At 76.0% G+C, this 15,094-nt stretch carries 1 protein-coding gene and 1 pseudogene; both read right to left on the bottom strand.

Translation table 11 applies throughout. From position 1 onward, the window contains the following. Positions 1-5 precede the first annotated feature (5 nt). Positions 6-14,558, bottom strand: coding sequence for a non-ribosomal peptide synthetase (locus ABFY03_RS35820; RefSeq protein ID WP_346171958.1), 14,553 nt, complete (start codon positions 14,556-14,558; stop codon positions 6-8). Between the two features lie 285 nt (positions 14,559-14,843). Further along, positions 14,844-15,038, bottom strand: a pseudogene (locus tag ABFY03_RS35815) (MbtH family protein); the annotation flags it as partial. Between the last annotated feature and the right edge of the window lie 56 nt (positions 15,039-15,094).

Here is a 15,094-nt window from a genome sequence, read left to right as displayed (position 1 = left end):
TCTCCTCAGGAGCGGGACCGGCGCCGCAGGGCGGGCCTGGCCTTCTCGGCGCCGTCCAGACGCTCGGCCAGGGCGGCCGGCGTGGGCGCTTCGAACACGGTCTTGATGGACAGTTCGGTGTCGCACACCGCGCGGACGCGGCTGATCAGGCGGGTGACGAGGAGCGAGTGGCCGCCGAGGTGGAAGAAGTCGGCGTCCGCGCTCACGTGCTCGGCGCCGAGGACCTCGGCGAAGAGGTCGCAGAGGAGCTTCTCCTGCGCGGTGCGCGGGGCCCGTCCGCCGGCGGGGGCGGTGGTGGCGGGGGCGGGCAGGGCCTGGCGGTCGAGCTTGCCGTTCGGGGTGAGCGGGAGCGCGTCCAGGACGGTGTAGCTGCTGGGCCGGAGGTGCTCGGGGAGCCGGCCGGCCGCGTGGGAGCGGACGTCGTCAGGGTCGAGTACGGTGCCGGGCTCGGCGACCAGGTAGGCGGCGAGGCGCTTGTCGCCGGGCCGGTCCTCGCGGACGACGACGGCGGCCTGGCGGACGGTCCCGTGGGCCATCAACACCGCCTGGACCTCGCCGGGTTCGACCCGGAACCCGCGGATCTTCACCTGCCCGTCGGCACGCCCCAGGAACTCCAGCACACCGTCCGCGCGCCACCGCACCAGGTCGCCGGTCCGGTAGACCCGCTCCCCCGGAGTGCCGTGCGGGTGGGCGACGAACCGTTCCGCCGTCAGGCCCGGCTGGCCCACGTAGCCGCGGGCGAGGCCGACGCCGGCCATGTACAGCTCCCCGGTCACACCGACCGGGACCGGCCGCAGCCGCTCGTCCAGCACGTACACCCGCTTGCCGGCGATCGGCCGGCCCACCGGGATCGACGGAGCCGTCGTGTCCCGGCCCTCCACCGTGTGGCAGCACGTGAAGATCATCGACTCGACCGGCGAATAGCCGTTCACCAGCCGCAGCCCCGGATACTCCGCCCGCGCCTTCGCGACGTGCGCCACGGACAACGGCTCACCACCCGTCATCACCTGCCGCACCCCCGCGAAGCACCCCGGGTACTCGTCGAGCAGGAAGTTCAGCAGGCTCGCCGAGACGTGGACGGTCGTCACGCCGTGGGTCGCGACGAGCCGGGCGATGACCGACGGTTCGGGCTTGAGTCCCGGCTGGAGGACGCAGGTGCCGCCGTGCAGCAGCGGGCCGAAGACCTCCAGGGCGAAGGCGTCCCAGGACACCGGTGCGCACTGCAGCCACACCTCGTCCGGGCCGAAGGCCACGTACTCCTGGCCCGTCAGGGTGCCGGTGAGGGCCCGGTGCGGGGCCACCACGCCCTTCGGCACGCCCGTCGAGCCCGAGGTGAACATCACGCAGGCGGCGTCCTCGGGTCCCGCGATCGGTCCGGGGGCGGTGTCCGGGCGGGCGGCGATCGCCTCGGCTTCGGCGTCGAGCCGGAGCGGTACGAGCCCGCCGCCGAGGTCGTCGGCGAGCGTGCCGGCCGTGACGAGCGTCGTGACGCCGGCCCGGGCCGTCGTCTCCCGCAGGCGTTCCGCCGGGAATCCGGGGTCGAGGAGCGTGTACGCGGCCCCGGCCTTCAGCACCGCGAGCACCGCCGTGACCAGGCCCGGCTCGCGCTCCAGGAGGACGCCGACCGTGTCGCCGCGCCGTACGCCCCGGGCGAGGAGGTGGTGGGCCAGCCGGTTGGCGTCCCGGTCGAGTCGCCCGTACGACACCCGTGCGTCGCCGGAGGCCAGGGCCGTCGCCTCGGGGGTTCGGGCGGCCCGCCGCGCGAACAGCTCGTGCACGGGGGCGTCGGTGTACGGGTGGGGGCGGGCGGTGGCGTTGTGCTTCTCCAGGAGCAGCCGCCGCTCCCCCGCGTCCAGCAGCTCCAGGTCCCCGATGCGGGCGTCCGGGTCGGCCGCGGCCGCCGCCAGGAGCCGGAGCAGCCGCGCCGCCAGGGCCTCGGCGCTGTCCCGGTCGAAGAGGTCGACGGCGTATTCGAGGGCTCCGGTGATGCCGGACGGGGTGCCGTCGTCGGCGTGGTTCTCGGTGAAGGCGGCGGTGAGGTCGAACTTGGCGGTGCCGTTGAGCACGGAGGCGAGCCGGGGGCTGCCGCCGAGGGCTCGGGGCGCGGCCTCGGCGTTGTTCTGGAGGACGAGCATCACCTGGAAGAGCGGGTGCCGGGCGAGCGACCTGGCCGGGTTCAGCTCCTCGACCAGGTGCTCGAAGGGGACGTCCTGGTGGGCGTGGGCGGCGAGGTCGGTCTCCCGCACCCGGGCGATCAGCTCCCGGAACGTCGGGTCGCCGGAGGTGTCGGTGCGCAGCACCAGCGTGTTGACGAAGAAGCCGACCAGGTCGTCCAGGGCCTCGTCCGACCGTCCGGCGACCGGGGTGCCCAGCGGGATGTCGGTGCCGGCGCCGAGCCGGGTCAGGAGGGTCGCCAGGCCCGCCTGGAGGACCATGAAGAGGGTGCCGCCGGAGGTGCGGGCGAGCGTCAGCAGGTGCCGGTGGAGGTCGGCGTCGAGGTGGACGGGGACGGTGTCGCCGCGGTGGGTGGCGGCGGGCGGCCGGGGCCGGTCCGTGGGCAGGGCGAGGGTGTCGGGGAGGCCGGCGAGGGCCGCCTTCCAGTGCGCGGTCTGCCGGGCGAGGAGGCTGCCGGGGTCGGTGGCGTCGCCGAGCAGGTCGCGCTGCCAGAGGGTGTAGTCGGCGTACTGGACGGGCAGCGGCGCCCACTCCGGTGCGCGGCCCTCGGTGCGGGCCGCGTGCGCCTCGGTCAGGTCCCGGACGAGCGGCGCCATCGACCAGCCGTCGCAGGCGATGTGGTGCACGACGAGGAGCAGGACGGACTCCTCCGCCGAGGTCGTGAACAGGTGGGCGCGGAGGGGTGGTTCGGTCGCGAGGTCGAAGGGGCGGGCGGCGTGGGCGGAGAGGACGGCGGGCAGGTCGGCCGGTCGGGTGGGGGTGACGGGGAGGTCGGGGCGTGCCCGGTCGGGGGGCAGGATCCGCTGGTGGACTTCGCCGCGTTCCTCGTGGAAGACGGTGCGGAGGGCCTCGTGCCGCCGGGTGACGTCGGCGAGCGCGGCGGCGAGGGCCGTGGGGTCGGGCGGGCCGTCGAGGTGCAGGGCATGGGCGACGTTGTAGGCGGCGGCGCCGTTCTCGGCCCGGTCGAGGAACCAGAGGCGGCGCTGGGCCGGGGAGAGCGGCAGGGCGGCGGGCCGGGTGGCGGGGAGCAGGGCGGGCCGGGCGGGGGCGGCGGCGTCGAGGCGTTCGGCGAGGGCGGCCACGGTCGGGGCCTCGAAGAGGTCGCGGAGGGTGAGTTCCGCGCCGAGGGCGGCGCGGATGCGGACGGCGAGGCGGGCGGCGAGGAGGGAGTGGCCGCCGCGGGCGAAGAAGTCGTCGTCGATGCCGGTCTCGGGGAGGCCGAGGAGGTCGGCGAAGAGTCCGCAGAGGATCTCCTCGCGCGGGGTGCGGGGGGCGCGGTGGGCGGCGCCGGCGGTGAAGTCGGGGGCGGGCAGGGCGCGTCGGTCGAGCTTGCCGTTGGGGGTGAGGGGCAGGGCGTCCAGGGGGACGATGGCGGACGGCACCATGTGGGGGGGCAGGGTGCGGGCGAGGTGGTCGCGGAGGGCGGCGGGGTCGGCGTCGCCGACGACGTAGGCGACGATGTGCCGGTCGCCGGGGCGGTCCTCGCGGACGACGACGGCGGTGTGGGTGACGCCGGGGTGGCGGCCGGCGACGGCCTCGATCTCGCCCGGTTCGATCCGGAAGCCGCGCACCTTGACCTGGCCGTCGGCGCGGCCGGCGATCTCCAGGGTGCCGTCGGCGCGCCAGCGGGCGAGGTCGCCGGTGCGGTACGCGCGGGCGCCGCGCGGTCCGTGGGGGTGGGCGACGAACCGTTCGGCGGTGAGGGCCGGGCGGTGGCGGTAGCCGTGGGCGAGGCCGTCGCCGGAGACGTACAGCTCGCCGGTGACTCCGGCGGGGACGGGCTGGAGGCGGGCGTCGAGGACGTACACCTGGGTGTGGGCGAGGGGGCGGCCGACGGGGACGGTGGCGCCCGCGGTGTCGGCGGCGGTGACCTGGTGGCAGTTGGTGAAGACCATCGACTCGACGGGGCCGTAGCCGTGGACGATCCGCAGGTGCGGGAAGTCCCGGCGGACGCGCTGGAGATGGGCGAGGGAGGGCGCTTCGCCGCCGGTCATGACCTGGCGCAGGGTGCGGAAGACCTCGGGGCGGGTGTCGGCGATGACGGCGAAGAGGCCGGCGGAGAGCCAGACGGTGGTGATGTCGTGCGCGGCGACGAGGTCGGCGATCACGCCGGGGTCGGGGCTCTGGCCGGGGGCGAGGACGCAGGTGCCGCCGTGCAGGAGGGCGGGCCAGAGCTCCAGGGTGAGGCCGTCCCAGGAGACGGGGGCGCACTGGAGCCACACCTCGTCCGGGCCGAAGGCCGCGTACTCCTGGCCGAAGAAGGTGCGGACGGTGGCGCGGTGCGGGGAGGCGACGCCCTTGGGGCGGCCGGTGGAGCCGGAGGTGAAGAGGACGCAGGCGAGGTCGTCGGCGAGGACCCGCACGGCGGGGGCGGTGGCGGGGCGGGCGTCGATCAGGGCGCGGTCGGCGGGCGCGTCGGCGCGGACCAGGGTGAGGTCCGGCGGCAGCAGGGCGGCGAGCGCGCCGTGGGTGACGGCGGTGCGGACGCCGGCCTCCTCGACGATGGAGCGGAGCCGGTCCTCGGGGTGGTCCGGGTCCAGGGGGACGTACGCGGCGCCGCACTTGAGGGCGGCGAGGATGCCGGTGACGAGGTCGGGGCCGCGGGTGACGAGGACGCCGACGACGTCGCCGTGGCCGACGCCGAGGGCGATGAGGTGGTGGGCGAGGCGGTTGGCGCGGGCGTCGAGTTCGCCGTAGCCGATCCGCTCGTCCCCGGAGATCAGGGCGGTGGCGTGGGGGGCGCGGGCGACCTGGTCGGCGAAGAGTTCGTGCAGGGGGCGGTCGTGCGGGTAGGGGGCGGCGGTGTCGTTCCAGGTGGTGAGGGTGGTGTGGCGTTCGTCGGCGGAGAGGAGGTCGAGGGTGCCGAGGGGGCGGTCGGGGTCGGTGACGGCGGCGTGCAGCAGGCGTTCGAGGCGGGTGAGGAGGGTGCGCGCGGTGGCGGGGTCGAAGAGGTCGGTGGCGTATTCGAGGCCGCCGTCGAGTCCGGCGGGGGCGCCGGCCTCGTCGTGGGTCTCGGCGAGGGCGAGGGAGAGGTCGAACTTGGCGGAGGTGTTGGTGACCGGTTCGGGGCGGGCGGTGGCGTCGCCGAGGCGTACGTCGGTCTCCTCGGTGTTCTGGAGGACGAGCATCACCTGGAAGAGCGGGTGCCGGGTGAGCGAGCGGACCGGGTTCAGCTCCTCGACCAGCCGCTCGAAGGGCACGTCCTGGTGGGCGTAGGCGGCGAGGTCGGTCTCCCGGACGCGGGCGACGAGCTCGCGGAAGGTGGGGTCGCCGGAGGTGTCGGTCCGCAGGACGAGCGTGTTGACGAAGAAGCCGACCAGGTCGTCCAGGGCCTCGTCGGTACGGCCCGCGACGGCCGTACCGAGCGGGATGTCACTGCCGGCGCCGAGCCGGGTCAGCAGGGCGGCGAGGCCGGCCTGCACGACCATGAAGAGGGTGGAGTGGGTCTCCCGGGCGAGGTCGCGCAGCCCCTGGTGGAGCGCGGGCCCGAACCGCACGGGCAGGACGGCGCCGTCGCCTCGGGTGTCGCCGGCGCGGGGCCGGTCGGTGGGCATGGGCAGGGCGTCGGGCAGGCCGGCGAGGGCGCCGCGCCAGTGGTCGAGCTGGCGGGCGAGGAGGCTGTCCGGGTCGGTGTCGTCGCCGAGGAGGTCGCGCTGCCAGAGGGTGTAGTCGGCGTACTGGACCGGCAGCGGCGCCCAGGAGGGTTCGTCCCCGGCGGCGCGGGCGGCGTAGGCGGCGGCCAGGTCGCGCAGGAGCGGGGTCATGGACCAGCCGTCGGCGGCGATGTGGTGCATCACCAGGAGCAGCACGTGGTCGCCGGTGTCGGCGGTGAGGAGGTGGGCCCGGAGCGGGAGTTCGCCGGCCAGGTCGAAGCGGTGGGCGGCGGCGGCCCGGAGGGCGGCGGTCAGCTCGTCGGGGGTGTGCGGGTGGTCGGTGACGGTCAGGTCGGGGCGGGCGTCGGCGGCCGGGACGACGGACTGGTGGGGCAGGCCGTCGACGGCCGGGAAGCGGGTGCGGAGGGGCTCGTGGCGGCCGGCGAGGTCGGCGAGCGCGGCCCGCAGGACGTCGGGGTCGACGGTGCCGTCGAGACGGGCGGCGAAGGTGAGGTTGTAGGCGGTGCCGCCGGTGGCGCCCTGCGCGGTGTCGAGGAACCAGAGGCGCTGCTGGGCGTAGGAGAGCGGCAGTTCCGCGGGGCGGGCGGCGGGGCGCAGGGCCGGCCGGGCGGACGCGGCGCCGTCGAGGCGGCGGGCGAGCGCGGCGACGGTGGGCGCCTGGAAGAGGTCGCGGACGCCGGCCTCGACGCCGAGGGCGGTGCGGATGCGGCCGGTGAGGCGGGCGGCGAGCAGGGAGTGGCCGCCGAGGTGGAAGAAGTCGTCGTCCACGCCGACGTCCGCGACGCCGAGGACCTGGGCGAAGAGGCCGCAGAGGACCTCCTCGCGCGGGGTGCGCGGGGCGCGGCCGCCGGCGGGTGCGGTGGTGTCGGGGGCGGGCAGGGCCTGGCGGTCGAGCTTTCCGTTCGGGGTGAGCGGGAGGGCGTCCAGGACGACGACGGCGGAGGGCACGAGGTGCTCGGGCAGCCGCTCGGCCGCGTGGTCGCGCAGCTCCTCGGGGGTGGCGGCGCCGGGCGCGTCGAGGACGGCGTACGCGACGAGGCGCTTGTCGCCGGGCCGGTCCTCGCGGACGACGACGGCGGCCTGGCGAACGGTCCCGTGGGCCATCAACACCGCCTGGACCTCGCCGGGTTCGACCCGGAACCCGCGGATCTTCACCTGCCCGTCGGCACGCCCCAGGAACTCCAGCACACCGTCCGCGCGCCACCGCACCAGGTCGCCGGTCCGGTAGACCCGCTCCCCCGGAGTGCCGTGCGGGTGGGCGACGAACCGCTCCGCCGTCAGGCCCGGCTGGCCCACGTAGCCGCGGGCGAGGCCGACGCCGGCCATGTACAGCTCCCCCGTCACACCGACCGGGACCGGCCGCAGCCGCTCGTCCAGCACGTACACCCGCTTGCCGGCGATCGGCCGGCCCACCGGGATCGACGGAGCCGTCGTGTCCCGGCCCTCCACCGTGTGGCAGCAGGTGAAGATCATCGACTCGACCGGCGAATAGCCGTTCACCAGCCGCAGCCCCGGATACTCCGCCCGCGCCTTCGCGACGTGCGCCACGGACAACGGCTCACCACCCGTCATCACCTGCCGCACCCCCGCGAAGCACCCCGGGTACTCGTCGAGCAGGAAATTCAGCAGGCTCGCCGAGACGTGGACGGTCGTCACGCCGTGGGTCGCGACGAGCCGGGCGATGACCGACGGTTCGGGCTTGAGTCCCGGCTGGAGGACGCAGGTGCCGCCGTGCAGCAGCGCGCCGAACAGCTCCAGCGCGAACGCGTCCCAGGACACCGGCGCGCACTGCAGCCACACCTCGTCCGGGCCGAAGGCCACGAAGTCCTGGCCCGTCAGCGTCCCCGCCATCGCCCGGTGCGGCGCCACGACCCCCTTCGGCGCCCCGGTGGAGCCCGACGTGAACATCACGCAGGCCACGTCCTCGGGCCCGGCGATCCGTCCCAGGTCGGTGGCGTCCAGGGCGGCGATCGCGTCCGCCTCGGTGTCCAGGCGTACGAAGTCGGCGGCGGCGTGGCGCCAGCCGTCGGCGGGTTCGCCGGCGGTGACGACGATCCGGGCCCCGGCGGTGTCGGCGACGGTCCGCAGCCGCTCGACGGGGAATCCGGCGTCGAGGAGGGTGTATCCGGCGCCCGCCTTGAGGACGGCGAGGACGGCGACGACGAGGTCGAGGTCCCGGTCGAGGAGGACGGCGACGGTGTCGCCGCGGCGCGTGCCCCGGGCGCGGAGGTGGCGGGCGAGCCGGTTCGCGGAGGCGTTGAGCTCCGCGTAGCCGATCGTGCGGTCCGGGAGGACGAGGGCGGTGGCGTCGGGGGTGCGGGCGGCCTGCCGCTCGAAGAGCTCGTGGACGCCCGCGGGCTGCGGGAGGGCGTGGGCGGGGGCGGTGGCGTTCCAGGTGTCGAGGAGCGTGGTGCGCTCGTCGGCGGAGAGGACGTCGAGGTCGCCGATCCGGCGGTCCGGCTCGGCCGCGGCCGCCGTGAGGAGGCGGACCAGGCGGGCGGCGAGCGCCTCGGCCGTCGTCCGGTCGAAGAGGTCGGTGGCGTACTCCAGGAACCCGGTCAGGCCGGCGGGGGCGCCGTCCTCGGTGTGGTGCTGTTCGGCGACGAAGGTGAGGTCGAACTTGGCGCTGTGGCGGTCCGGGTGCGCGACCCGCACCGCGCAGCCCGGCAGGGCCGGGACCGGGGTGGCGTCCTGGAGGGCCAGCATCACCTGGAAGAGCGGGTGCCGGGCGAGCGAGCGGACCGGGTTCAGCTCCTCCACGATCCGGTCGAAGGGCACGTCCTGGTGGGCGTACGCGGCGAGGTCGGACTCCCGGACGCGGGCCAGGAGTTCGCGGAAAGTGGGGTCGCCCGAGGTGTCGGTCCGCAGGACCAGGGTGTTGACGAAGAAGCCGACGAGGTCGTCCAGGGCCTCGTCCGACCGTCCGGCGACCGGAGTGCCCAGCGGGATGTCGTCGCCCGCGCCGAGGCGGGTGAGCAGGGCGGCGAGGCCGGCCTGCACCACCATGAAGAGGGTGGAGTCGCCGCTCCGGGCGAGGTCGAGGAGGCGTCCGTGCAGGCCGGCGTCGAGGCTGAGGGGGACGCTGTCGCCGCGGTGGCTCGCGACGGGCGGCCGGGGCCGGTCGGTGGGGAGGGCCGTCGCGTCGGGGGCGCCGGCGAGGGCCTCGCGCCAGTGGTCGAGCTGGCGGCGGGCGAGGCTGTCCGGATCGGTCTCGTCGCCGAGGAGCGCGCGCTGCCAGAGGGTGTGGTCGGCGTACTGGACGGGCAGCGGCGCCCACTCCGGCGTCCGGCCCGCGCGGCGGGCGGCGTAGGCGGTGGTGAGGTCCCGGGTGAGCGGGGCGAGGGACCAGCCGTCGGCGGCGATGTGGTGCATCACCAGGAGCAGGACGTGGTCGTCGTCGGCGACGGTGAGCAGGGTGGCGCGCAGCGGCGGCTCGGCGGCGAGGTCGAAGCGGTGGGCGGAGCCGTCGCGGAGGGCCTGGGGCAGCTCCTGCTCGGAGCGGGCGGCCGTGTGCCACACGGCGGCGGCGAGGGTGGTGTCGTCGCTGTCGAGGACGTGCTGCCGGGGCTCTCCGTCCGTGGTGGGGAAGACGGTGCGCAGGGCCTCGTGGCGGGCCGTCACGTCCAGGACGGCTTGGCGCAGCGCGTCGGTGTCGAGGGGGCCGCGGATCCGGAGGGCGAGGGGGACGTGGTAGGAGGCGCTGGGTTCCTCGGCCTGGTCGAGGAACCAGAGGCGCTGCTGGGCGGAGGAGAGCGGGACGCGGTCGGGGCGCGGGGCCGGCAGCAGGGGCGGGCGGGCGGCGTGGCCGGCTTCGGTGCCGTGGGCGTCGAGGTGGGCGGCGAGGGCGGCGACGGTGGGGGCGTGGAAGAGTTCGCCGATGCCGACGTGGGCGGCGAGCGTGGTGCGGACGCGGCTGATCAGGCGGGCGGCGAGGAGCGAGTGGCCGCCCAGGTCGAAGAAGCTGTCGTGCACGCCGACGCGTTCGACGCCGAGGACGCCGGCGAAGAGCTCGGCGAGGGCGGCCTCGCGGGGCGTCCGCGGCTCCGCGCCGGCGTCGGCGGAGGCGGTGGGCGCGGGGGCGGGCAGGGCCCGGCGGTCGAGCTTGCCGTTCGGGGTGAGCGGGAGGGCGTCCAGCAGGGTGTAGCTGCCGGGCCTGAGGTGTTCGGGCAGGTGGGCGGTGGTGTGGGCGCGGGCGTCGTCAGGGTCGAGTACGGTGCCGGGCTCGGCGACCAGGTAGGCGGCGAGGCGCTTGTCGCCGGGCCGGTCCTCGCGGACGACGACGGCGGCCTGGCGGACGTGCGGGTGCCGCATCAGGACGGCCTGGATCTCGCCGGGTTCGACGCGGAAGCCGCGGATCTTGACCTGGCCGTCGGCGCGTCCGACGTACTCCAGGACGCCGTCGGCGCGTCGGCGGACGAGGTCGCCGGTGCGGTAGACCCGCTCCCCCGGGGCGCCGTGGGGGTGGGCGACGAAACGTTCCGCCGTCAGGCCGGGCTGGCCCAGGTAACCGTGGGCGAGCCCCGCGCCGGTGAGGTAGAGGTCGCCGACGACGCCGGTCGGGACCGGGCGGAGCCGGTCGTCCAGGACGTACATCCGCTCGTGGGCGATCGGCCGGCCGATCGGGATCGCCGGGTGGCGGGTGTCCTCCGGGGTGACGGTGTGGGTCGACACGAAGATCATCGCCTCGACCGGCCCGTAGCCGTTGACCAGCCGCAGGCCCGGGTACTCCGCGAGCGCCTTGGCCGCGTGGGCGGGCGAGGCGGCCTCGCCGCCGCCGATGACCTGGCGCATCCCGGCGAAGCAGCCCGGGTACTCGTCGAGCAGGAAGTTCAGCAGGCTCGCCGACAGGTAGGCCGAGGTGACGTGGTGGCGGGCGATCAGCTCGGCGATCACGGCGGGTTCCGGCTTGCCGCCGGGCTGGAGGACGCAGGTGCCGCCGTGCAGCAGCGGGCCGAAGACCTCCAGGGCGAAGGCGTCCCAGGACATCGGCGCGGACTGCAGCCACACCTGGTCCGGGCCGAAGGCCACGTACTCCTGGCCCGTCAGGGTGCCGGTGAGGGCCCGGTGCGGGGCCACCACGCCCTTCGGCACGCCCGTCGAGCCCGAGGTGAACATCACGCAGGCCGCGTCCTCGGGTCCCACCGGCCGCCCGGGCGCGGTGCCGGCCTCGGCGGCGATGCGTGCCGCGTCCGGGGCCGCGTCCAGCCGGACCAGGTGGACCTCCGGGCCGAGCACGTCGCCGAGCTCCCCCGCCGTGACCACGCGGGCGAGTCCCGCGCGTCCGACGACGTCCCGCAGCCGCTCGCCGGGGAAGCCGGGGTCGAGCAGGGTGTAGGCGGCGCCCGCCTTCAGCACCGCCAGCAGGGCCACGACGAGCCGCGGTTCGCGCTCCAGGAGCACGCCGACCGTGTCGCCGCGGCGCACGCCGAGCCCGACGAGGTGCCGGGCCAGCCGGTTCGCGGCGCGCTCCAGCTCGCCGTACGTCATCCGCTCGTCGCCGGACACCAGGGCCGTCGCCCCGGACCTGGCCAGAGCCTGCCGCTCGAACAGCTCGTGCGCGGGCACCCCGTACGCCGCCGGGGCCGTCCCCTCCCCGAGGAGCTGCCGCCGCTCCCCGTCCGTGAGCACGTCCAGGTCCCCGATCGGTACGTCGGGCCGGGCGGCGGCCGCCTCCAGGAGGCGTACCAGGCGCGCCACCAGCGCCTCGGCGCTGTCCCGGTCGAACAGGTCGACGGCGTACTGGACCGTGCCTCGGATGCCGGTGGGGCGGCCGACGGCGTCGTAGCCCTCGGTGACGTCGAAGGTGAGGTCGAACTTGGCGACGTCGAGGGTGAGCACGCGCTGCTCGACGAGGTCGACGCCGGGCAGCCGCGGGGTGGCGACGGCGTTGTTCTGGAGGACCAGCATCACCTGGAAGAGCGGGTGCCGGGCGGGCGAGCGGACCGGGTTCAGCTCCTCCACGATCCGGTCGAAGGGCACGTCCTGGTGGGCGTACGCGGCGAGGTCGGACTCCCGTACCCGGGCGAGGAGTTCGCGGAACGTGGGATCGCCGGAGGTGTCGGTCCGCAGCACGAGGGTGTTCGCGAAGAAGCCGACCAGGTCGTCCAGGGCCTCGTCCGACCGTCCGGCGACCGGGGTGCCGAGGGCGATGTCGTCGCCCGCGCCGAGCCGGGTCAGCAGGGCGGCGAGGCCGGCCTGCACCACCATGAAGAGGGTGCAGTCGCCGCCGCGCGCGAGGTCGAGGAGGCGTGCGTGCAGGCCGGCCGGGAGGTCGACGGGGACGACGCCGCCCCGGTGCGAGGGGTGGAGCGGGCGGGGACGGTCGGTGGGGAGGGCGGTCTCGTCGCCGAGTCCGGCGAGGGCCTGCCGCCAGTGCGCGAGCTGCCGGGCGAGGACGCTGTCCGGGTCGGCCGGGTCGCCGAGGAGGTCGCGCTGCCAGAGGGTGTAGTCGGCGTACTGGACGGGCAGCGGCGCCCACTCCGGCGCGCCGCCCGCCGCGCGGGCCGTGTAGGCCGTCGCCAGGTCGGCGACCAGCGGGGCCAGCGACCAGCCGTCGCAGGCGATGTGGTGCACGACGAGGAGCAGGACGTGCTCCCCCGGCACGACGTCGAACAGGTGGGCCCGGAGCGGCGGCTGCGTGGCGAGGTCGAAGCCCTGGCGGGCGGCGGCGGTGAGGGCGTCGGGGAGGCCGGCCGGGCCGGGGGCCGTGTGGGTCCAGGGCACGCGGGCGTCCCCGGCGGCGGGCACCTCCTGGCGGGGCCGGCCGTCGGTCGCGGGGTGGCGGGTGCGCAGGGCCTCGTGGCGCTCCGCCAGGTCGTCGATCGCCGAGCGGAGGGCGTCGGCGTCGAGGGCGCCGCGCAGCCGGAGGGCGAGGGGGACGTTGTACGTGGCGCCGCCGGCCGGCTCCGGGCCGGTCGCGCGGCCCTCGGCCTGGTCGAGGAACCAGATGCGCTGCTGGGCGGCGGACAGCGGGAGTTCGGCGGGCCGGGCGGCCGGGAGCAGCGCGGGCGGGGCCTCCTCGGCGCCGTCGAGGACCTCCGCGAGGGCGGCCGGGGTGGGGGCCCCGAAGAGGTCGCGGATGCCGATCTCGACGCCGAAGGCGCGGCGGACGCGGCTGATCAGGCGGGCGGCGAGGAGGGAGTGGCCGCCGAGGAGCAGGAAGCTCTCGTCCGCGCCGACCTCGTGCAGGCCGAGGACGTCGGCGAAGAGGCCGCACAGGGTGTGCTCGGCGGGCGTCCGGGGGGCGCGGCCGACCGGCGCGGTGCGGGTGGTCGGGGCGGGCAGGGCCTGGCGGTCGAGCTTGCCGTTCGGGGTGAGCGGGAGGGCGTCGAGGACGACGACGGCGGAGGGCACGAGGTGCTCGGGCAGCCGGGCGGCCGCGTGGTCGCGCAGCTCCTCGGGGGTGGCGGCGCCGGGCGCGTCGAGGACGGCGTAGGCGACGAGCCGCTTGCTGCCGGGGTGGTCCTCGCGGACCACGACGGCGGCCTGCCGGACGTGCGGGTGCGTCATCACGACGGCCTGGACCTCGCCCGGTTCGACACGGAACCCGCGGATCTTCACCTGGCCGTCGGCGCGTCCGACGAACTCGACGACGCCGTCGGGCCGCCTGCGGACCAGGTCGCCGGTGCGGTAGAGGCGCGCGCCGGGGGCGCCGTACGGGTGGGCGACGAAGCGTTCGGCGGTGAGGCCCGGCTGGCCCGCGTACCCCCGGGCCAGGCCGACGCCGGCCATGTACAGCTCGCCCTCGGCGCCCGCCGGCAGCGGGCGCAGGCGCTCGTCGAGGACGTGGACCTGCTTGTGGGTGAGGACGGAGCCGACGGGTATCGCGGCGTGCTCGGTGTCCCGCTCGCCGATGGTGTGGCAGCAGGTGAAGATCATGGATTCGACGGGCGAGTACCCGTTGACCAGCCGCAGCCCCGGGTACGCGGCGAGGGCGCGGGCCACGTGCGGCACGGACAGCGGCTCGCCGCCCGTCATCAGCTGCCGGACGCCGTCGAAGCACCCCGGGTACTCGTCCAGGAGGAAGTTCAGCAGGCTCGCCGAGACGTGGACGGTCGTGACGCCGTGGGCGGCGATCAGCCGGGCGATGACGGCCGGCTCGGGGCGCGTGCCGGGCTGCAGGACGCAGGTGCCGCCGTGCAGCAGCGCGCCGAACAGCTCCAGCGCGAACGCGTCCCAGGACACCGGCGCGCACTGCAGCCACACCTCGTCCGGGCCGAAGGCCACGAAGTCCTGGCCGGTCAGCGTCCCCGTCATCGCCCGGTGCGGCGCCACCACGCCCTTCGGCACGCCCGTGGAGCCCGAGGTGAACATCACGCAGGCCACGTCCTCGGGCCCCGCGACCCGCCCCGGGTCGCCGGCGTCCCGGGCGGCGATCGCGTCCGCCTCCGCGTCGACGGGGACGGGCAGCACCGGCGTACCGTCCCAGTGGCCGGCGAACCGGGCCGCGGTGACGACGTGGGCGGTTCCGGCCAGGGAGGCGACGGCGCGGACGCGTTCGGCGGGCAGCCCGGGGTCGAGGAGGGTGTATCCGGCGCCGGCCTTCAGGACGGCCAGAACGGCCACGACCAGCTCGGTGTCCCGCTCCAGGAGCACCCCGACGGTGTCGCCGCGCCGCACTCCCCGCGCGGTCAGATGGCGGGCGAGCCGGTTGGCCCGGGCGTTCAGCTCGCCGTACGCGGTGCCGCGCCCCTCGAAGACCACGGCGGTGGCATCGGGGGTCCGGGCCGCCTGCTCCTCGAAGACCTCGTGGACGCAGTCCAAGGACACCTTCATCATCTCCATCGGTCGGTGCGGGGTCGGGGCGTGGAAAACGCGGGCGTGGACACCACGGGCGCGGAATTGCACGTGCTGTGGAATTCGCGCTGTGGGATGCGCGGGGTGCGGAAATCGCGCGGTACGGCGGCGCGGTGCGGGCGGGCCGGGAGGGGAGCGCCGGGGCGGCCGGCCCGGTCAGCTCGCGGCGATCTCGGCCATCTCGGCGGTCGCGGCGACCTCGGCGGTCTCGGCAACCTCGGCGGTCTCGGCGGTCTCGGCGGTCTCGGCGGTCTCGGCGATCAGGCTCGCCGGGCGCATGTCCGTCCAGTGGGCGTCGACGTAGTCGAGGCAGCTCTGCCGGGAGGCGGCGCCGTGGACGGTGTTCCAGCCCTCGGGGACCTCGATGTCGGCCGGCCACAGGGAGTGCTGGTTCTCGTGGTTGACGAGCACCAGATAGGCGGCGTCGGCGTTCTCGAAAGGATTGGTGGTCATCGGAATTCTCCTGTTCCTGAGTCGATTCCTCGGGGACATCGAAAAGTTAAGGCCGC

Source organism: Streptomyces roseofulvus (assembly GCF_039534915.1).
GTDB classification, from domain to species: domain Bacteria; phylum Actinomycetota; class Actinomycetes; order Streptomycetales; family Streptomycetaceae; genus Streptomyces; species Streptomyces roseofulvus.
This window is presented reverse-complemented; position numbering and strand designations above follow the sequence as displayed.